Origin of the sequence: Streptomyces sp. UNOB3_S3 (assembly GCF_020740895.1) — a bacterium.
Taxonomy (GTDB): domain Bacteria; phylum Actinomycetota; class Actinomycetes; order Streptomycetales; family Streptomycetaceae; genus Streptomyces.
This window is the reverse complement of sequence record NZ_JAILXP010000426.1, coordinates 1-5,710: the sequence shown is the minus strand read 5'-3', so window position 1 is coordinate 5,710 and position 5,710 is coordinate 1. Positions and strand designations below refer to the sequence as shown.

Below are 5,710 nucleotides of genomic sequence, written 5' to 3'. Positions count from 1 at the left end.
GTCCCCAACCCCGCCCCTTCCCGTTTCCTGGGGCTCCGCCCCGGACCCCGCGCCTCAAACGCCGGCGGGGCTGAAATCAGCCCGTCCGGGGGGCGGAGCCCCCCGGGAAACGGTGAAAGGGCGGGACCGGGGCCTACAACCACCCGTTCTGACGGGCCGCGCGAACGGCTTCCATCCGGTTCCGCGTCTGCGTCTTCCCGATCGCCGCCGACAAATAATTCCGCACCGTCGCCGGCGACAAGTGCACCTTCGCCGCGATGTCGGCGACGGTAGCCCCGTCGACGGCGGCGCTGAGAACATCCCGCTCCCGCTGCGTCAGCGGATTCGGCCCCGCGCTGAGCGCGGCCGCCGCCAGCGCCGGGTCGATGACCCGCTCGCCCGCCAGCACCCGGCGGATCGCGGCCGCCAGGTCCTCCACCGGGCCGTCCTTGACCAGGAAGCCGGACGCGCCGGCCTCCATCGCCCGCCGCAGATAGCCGGGGCGGCCGAACGTCGTCAGTATCAGCACCCGGCACTCCGGGAGCCGGGTGCGCAGGTCGGCGGCGGCGTCGAGGCCGCTGCGGCCGGGGAGTTCGATGTCCAGCAGCGCGATGTCGGGGCGGGCGTCGAGGGCTTTGGGGACGATGTCGTCACCGTTGCCGACCTGGGCGACGATCTCGATGTCGTCCTCCAGCCCGAGCAGCAGCGCCAGCGCGCCGCGCATCATTCCCTGGTCCTCCGCCAGAAGCACCCTGATCAGCTCGCTGCTCACGCGGCCCGTTCCTCTCCGTCGCTCTCGTCCCCGTCGTTCTCGTCCACCGGAAGCTCCGCCACCAGCCGGAAGCCACGCTTCCCGTCGGGGCCCGAGGTGAGGGAGCCGCCGCCGGCGGCCAGCCGCTCGGCCAGGCCCTTCAGGCCGTTGCCGCCCGACCCCGGTGCCCCGCCCGGCTCCGACCCTACGCCGCGCCCGTCGTCGCTCAGCTCCAGATGAACCCGGTCCTCCGCCCCCCGGACCTCGATCACGCACCGCTGCGCCCTGCTGTGCCGGACGACGTTGGTGACCCCCTCCCGGACGACCCAGCCCAGCAGCGCCGCCGTCTGCGGTGGCAGCGGCGGGCCCGACTGGCGTATGTCGGCCGTGATGCCGGAGGCGTCGAGCACGGAACGGGCGCGGTCGAGCTCCGTGGTGAGACTGCCCTCGCGGTAGCCGGTCACCGCCTCGCGGATCTCGGTGAGGGCCTGCCGGCCCACCGCCTCGATGTCGGCGGCCTGGCCCAGCGCGGCCTCCAGGTTCCGGGGCGCCAGTCGGCGCACGGCCTCCGCCTTGACCACGATCACGGACATGGTGTGGCCGAGCAGATCGTGGAGATCGCGGGAGAAGCGCAGCCGTTCGCGCTCCACGGCGGAGCGGGCCAGTTCCTCGCGGGTCTCGCGGAGTTCGGCGACGGTCTCGAAGAGCCGCAGCACCGATGCGGTCACCATGCCGGACATGACGGAGCCGTAGCCGGTGATCATCGCGCTCTCGGCGCCGCTGTGCCAGCCGGCGATCACTCCCGCCGACCCGGCGATGCCCAGCACCGCGAAGGCCAGCGCCCGGTCGCCGCGCAGCACGATGCCGGCGGCCAGGGACAGCACGGGGAAGCACATCAGCCATTGGCCGCCGTACCCCAGCGACAGCGCGTAGGCGACCACGGCCACGCCCAGGAGCAGCAGCCGGGGTGCCCGGGTGCCCAGCCGCGCCCGGTCCAGGCCGAGCACCACCGTGGCCGTGTACAGGACGGCGAACGCGGCGACGCCCAGGCCGCCCAGCCAGGGGTGCGGGAACGCCCCCTTGACGAGGTCCTGCACATCGCCGGAAATCATCAGCAACCATGGCAGGAAGGCGAACCTGCCCGGCGGTTTGTGCCGTGCCATGTCGTCGTCGAGCGGGGCCCCCGTGGTCTTTCGCATGACCGGAATCCTAAGGAAGCGCATACCGGACGGTCAGATGCGTATGTCCCCGGGCGCCCATGACATTTGTCCTCCGTCTGTCGTCGTGCGTCTTCCGGCGTCAACCGGAATCGGCTATACATGAGGGCCCGTTGAATAGAACGCGTTCTAGTCATCGAAACGGACGGCGAAGGAGCGCACACCTCCATGCCCATCGACCCGGTCAAGGCGACCGCCGCCGCACCCCGGACCGCCTCGCTCGCCTGGGACCACAAGGACGTCCTGCTCTACCACCTCGGCATCGGCGCGGGCTCGCGCCAGGACGGGCGGAGCCTCGCCACCGACCCCGGCGAACTGCGCTACACCCTGGAGAGCCGGCTCCACGTCCTCCCGAGCTTCGCGACGGTCGCCGGCGGCGGCCGCGCCGTGGCCGGCGCCCTCTCCATGCCCGGCATCGACGTCGACCTCGCCGCCGTCCTCCACGGCGGACAGACCGTCACCCTCCACCGCCCCCTGCCCATCCGCGCCACCGGCGTCACCCAGACCTCGCGCGTCGCCGCCGTGTACGACAAGGGCAAGGCGGCCGTCATCGTGCTGCGCTCGGACGCCGAGGACGGGGACGGGCCCCTGTGGACCGGCGTCAGCGAGATCTTCGTCAAGGGCGAGGGCGGCTTCGGCGGCGAACGCGGCGTCACCGAGCGCCTCCCCGCCCCGGACACCGGGCCCGACCGCACCGTCGAGCGGTACGTCCGCGAGGACCAGGCCCTCCTCTACCGCCTCTCCGGCGACTGGAACCCCCTCCACGCCGACCCCGAGTTCGCCCGGCTCGCCGGTTTCGGCAAACCGATCCTCCACGGCCTGTGCTCCTACGGCATCGTCCTCAAGGCCGTCGTGGACACCGTGCTCGGCGGCGACGTGACCCGGGTGCGCTCCTACGCCACCCGCTTCGCCGGCGTCGTCCTCCCCGGCGAGACCCTGCGCGTACGGATCTGGCGCGACACCCCGGGACCCGGCCGCGTCCAGGTCACGGCCGCCGTCGTCGAGCGCGACGACGCGCCCGTGCTGACCGACACGCTCGTCGAGTACGTGTAACCGCACCCGCGAAACGCGAACGCACCCGTGAAGGGAGCACCGCCATGCGCGCCGCCGTACAGCACAAGACCGGGCAGGAGACCCTCGACGTCCTCGACGGCGTCCAGACCATAGGGTTCGGCCCCGGCAAGGTCAGAATCCGTGTCCGGGCCGCCGGGCTGTGCCACTCCGACCTCTCCGCCATGTCCGGGGTCCTGCCCCAGCGCGCCCCCCTCGTCCCCGGCCACGAGGGCGCCGGCGACGTCATCGAGGTGGGGGAGGGCGTCACCCATGTCACGCCGGGCGACCGCGTCCTGATCTGCTGGCTGCCCCCCTGCGGCGACTGCGCCTCCTGCGCCCGCGGCCAGACCCACCTCTGCCTCGCCGGCCTGGCCAACGCCGCCGCCCCCAACTTCCGCCACCGCTCCGAGGACCTCTACGGCTTCGCCGGCACCGGCACCTTCGCCGAGGAGGTCGTCGTCGGTGCGGGCTGCGCGGTGCCCATCCCCGACGACGTGCCCTACGAGATCGCCGCCCTTCTCGGCTGCGGCGTCACCACCGGGCTCGGCGCGGTGCTCAACACCGCCAGGGTGGAGCCCGGCGCGTCCGTCGCCGTCATCGGCTGCGGCGGCGTGGGCATCTCCGCGATCCAGGGCGCGAAGGTCTGCGGCGCGGCCCGGATCGTGGCCGTCGACCCGGTGGCCTCCCGCCGCGAGGCGGCCCTGCGCTTCGGCGCCACCGAGGCCGTCGCCCCCGAGGGCCTGACCGACGCCTCGTCACGCGTCACCTCCGGCGAGGGCTTCGACTACGTCTTCGAGGTCGTCGGCACCTCCGCCACCGCCCGCACCGCCTACGAGGCCACCCGGCGCGGCGGCACCCTCTGCGTCGTCGGCGCGGGCGCCCTCGACGACCACTTCCGGGTCAGCATGTTCGAGCTGTTCTTCGACGAGAAGCGGATCCTGCCCTCCCTGTACGGCGGCGGTGACGTCCGCCGTTCCTACGACCGCGCGATCGCCCTCTGGCGCGCCGGCCGCGTGGACCTCGAAGGGCTGATCACCCACCGGGTGCCGCTCGCCCGCGTCAACGATGCCATCGAACAGATGCGCACGGGCGAGGCCCTGCGGACCTGGATCATGCTGTGAGCGACGCACGCGCGGCCGGCCGGCCGCTGCGCACCCTCCGCGACCGGACGGCGATCGTCACCGGCGGCGGGCGCGGTCTCGGCCGGGCCGAGGCCCTGGAGCTGGCCCGGCACGGCGCCCGCGTCGTCGTCAACGACTACGGCCGCCCCGGCCGTGACGGCTCCGGCGAGGGGTCGGCGGGACCGGCCGAGTCGGTCGTCGCGGAGATCCGGGCGGCGGGCGGCGAGGCCGTCGCCCACGTCGGCGACGTCTCCGACTTCGGGCAGGCCCGCGAGCTCGTCGAGCTGGCGCTCGACACCTATGGCTCGCTGGACGTCCTGGTCAACAACGCGGGCATCCTGCGGGACCGGATGGTCTTCTCGATGACCGAGGACGAATGGGACGCGGTCGTCCGCGTCCACCTCAAGGGGCACTTCAACACGATCCGTTTCGCCGCCGAGCACTGGCGCGACCGCTCCAAGGCGACGGGCGGCGCCCCCGTCCACGGCCGGATCGTCACCACCTCCTCCGAGGCGTTCCTGGCCGGCTCGCCCGGCCAGCCGAACTACGCGGCGGCGAAGGGCGGCATCGTCGGCCTGACCCTCTCGACGGCGGCGGCCCTGCGGAAGTACGGCGTGACCGTGAACGCGATCTGCCCGCGCGCCCGGACCCGGATGACGGAGGACGTCTTCGCGGCGGTCGCCCCGCCCACGGACGGCGGCGTCGACCCGCTCGCCCCGGAACACGTGGCTCCGCTGGTCTCCTATCTGGTGTCGCCCCCGGCGGCGGGCATCACGGGCCAGGTCTTCGTGGTCCATGGCGGGATGGTCGCGGTGATGGAGCGACCGAGGGTGGCGGCGCGCTTCGATACAAAGGGGGACGTCTTCACGATCGAGGAGCTGGACCGGGTCCTGACCCCTTATTACGCGACACGCGACGCGGGCGAGGGCTTCGCGGCGGTGCTCCCCTGACGGGCGCCGCCCGTAAACGCCGGACCACGGTGCCTGCCGGTGCCGGTGGCTGCGGCCCGGGCGGCGGACGCATCGAGCGGGCGCGCCTCGGTCGTGTCGGTTCGGGCATCGGGCATGAGGAAAAGTCACTCCGTCGGATGGGGAAGCGTACGCATCGGGGGCCACGGCACCGCCTCACACGACGTAACACCACGTCAGACGCAACCGCCAACACGCCACCCAGCTACGGTCGTTAGGAAGACCGGCTATGGCCGCGCGACCCCCACCCAAAGTTTAACGGGGCCTTGATCACCGGGCCACCCGTCCCCTCCGGTGTGTCCGCCTTGTGCCCCGTTACGGAGTACGTCGCTACGGAGCGGGTCGCTACGGAGTGCGTGCGCAGGGCGCCTGCTGGAGCGGCACCGGCCGTGGCGTGGGCACCGGCACCATGGTCATGGCCGACGCCGCCGACGGGTCGGAGAAGTCGTCGACCTCCTCCGGCACCCGCGCCAGCCCGCACGGCACGCTCGCCGTCACGAACGGCAGCCTCAGCTCGCCGTTGGCCGTCCACAGCCCGGACCCGGCGAGCCAGCCCGTCGGGCCGGGGAAGCGCCGCAGCCGCTTGGCGGCCGCGCTCCACACGCCCACCCAGTCGCCGCC

5 protein-coding genes and 1 pseudogene are annotated in these 5,710 nt (G+C 73.2%); 3 read left to right on the top strand and 3 right to left on the bottom strand.

Annotated elements, in window-relative coordinates; translation table 11 throughout:
* Positions 1–133: 133 nt before the first annotated feature.
* Positions 134–739 (bottom strand): response regulator transcription factor, encoded by a 606-nt coding sequence (locus K6I33_RS30735; RefSeq protein WP_229357826.1) that lies wholly within the window; start codon positions 737–739, stop codon positions 134–136.
* An 8-nt stretch (positions 740–747) separates the two neighbouring features.
* Positions 748–1,929 carry a sensor histidine kinase gene (locus K6I33_RS30730; protein WP_229357825.1) on the bottom strand — a complete coding sequence of 394 codons (1,182 nt, stop codon included), beginning with the start codon at positions 1,927–1,929 and terminating at the stop codon, positions 748–750.
* 186 nt (positions 1,930–2,115) lie between these two features.
* Between K6I33_RS30730 and K6I33_RS30725 the strand changes: the two genes are divergently transcribed.
* Genes K6I33_RS30725 through K6I33_RS30715 form a run of 3 tightly spaced genes read left to right on the top strand, consistent with a single transcriptional unit; the run spans position 2,116 to position 5,071 of the window.
* Positions 2,116–3,000, top strand: coding sequence for a MaoC/PaaZ C-terminal domain-containing protein (locus tag K6I33_RS30725; RefSeq protein ID WP_229357824.1), 885 nt, complete (start codon positions 2,116–2,118; stop codon positions 2,998–3,000).
* A 44-nt stretch (positions 3,001–3,044) separates the two neighbouring features.
* Positions 3,045–4,121 (top strand): Zn-dependent alcohol dehydrogenase, encoded by a 1,077-nt coding sequence (locus K6I33_RS30720; RefSeq protein WP_229357823.1) that lies wholly within the window; start codon positions 3,045–3,047, stop codon positions 4,119–4,121.
* Positions 4,118–5,071, top strand: a complete 954-nt coding sequence (locus K6I33_RS30715; RefSeq protein WP_229357822.1) for a 3-oxoacyl-ACP reductase — start codon at positions 4,118–4,120, stop codon at positions 5,069–5,071. The genes K6I33_RS30720 and K6I33_RS30715 overlap by 4 nt, the downstream gene beginning before the upstream one ends.
* 363 nt (positions 5,072–5,434) lie before the next feature.
* Here the strand turns inward: K6I33_RS30715 and K6I33_RS30710 are convergent.
* A pseudogene (locus K6I33_RS30710) lies at positions 5,435–5,710 on the bottom strand (hypothetical protein); the annotation flags it as partial.

Bases quoted from the DNA above. Each gene is read 5' to 3' on its own strand.
- K6I33_RS30730 (WP_229357825.1), bottom strand. From the start codon at position 1,929: ATGCGAAAGACCACGGGGGCCCCGCTCGACGACGACATGGCACGGCAC.
- K6I33_RS30720 (WP_229357823.1), top strand. From the start codon at position 3,045: ATGCGCGCCGCCGTACAGCACAAGACCGGGCAGGAGACCCTCGACGTC.
- K6I33_RS30725 (WP_229357824.1), top strand. From the start codon at position 2,116: ATGCCCATCGACCCGGTCAAGGCGACCGCCGCCGCACCCCGGACCGCC.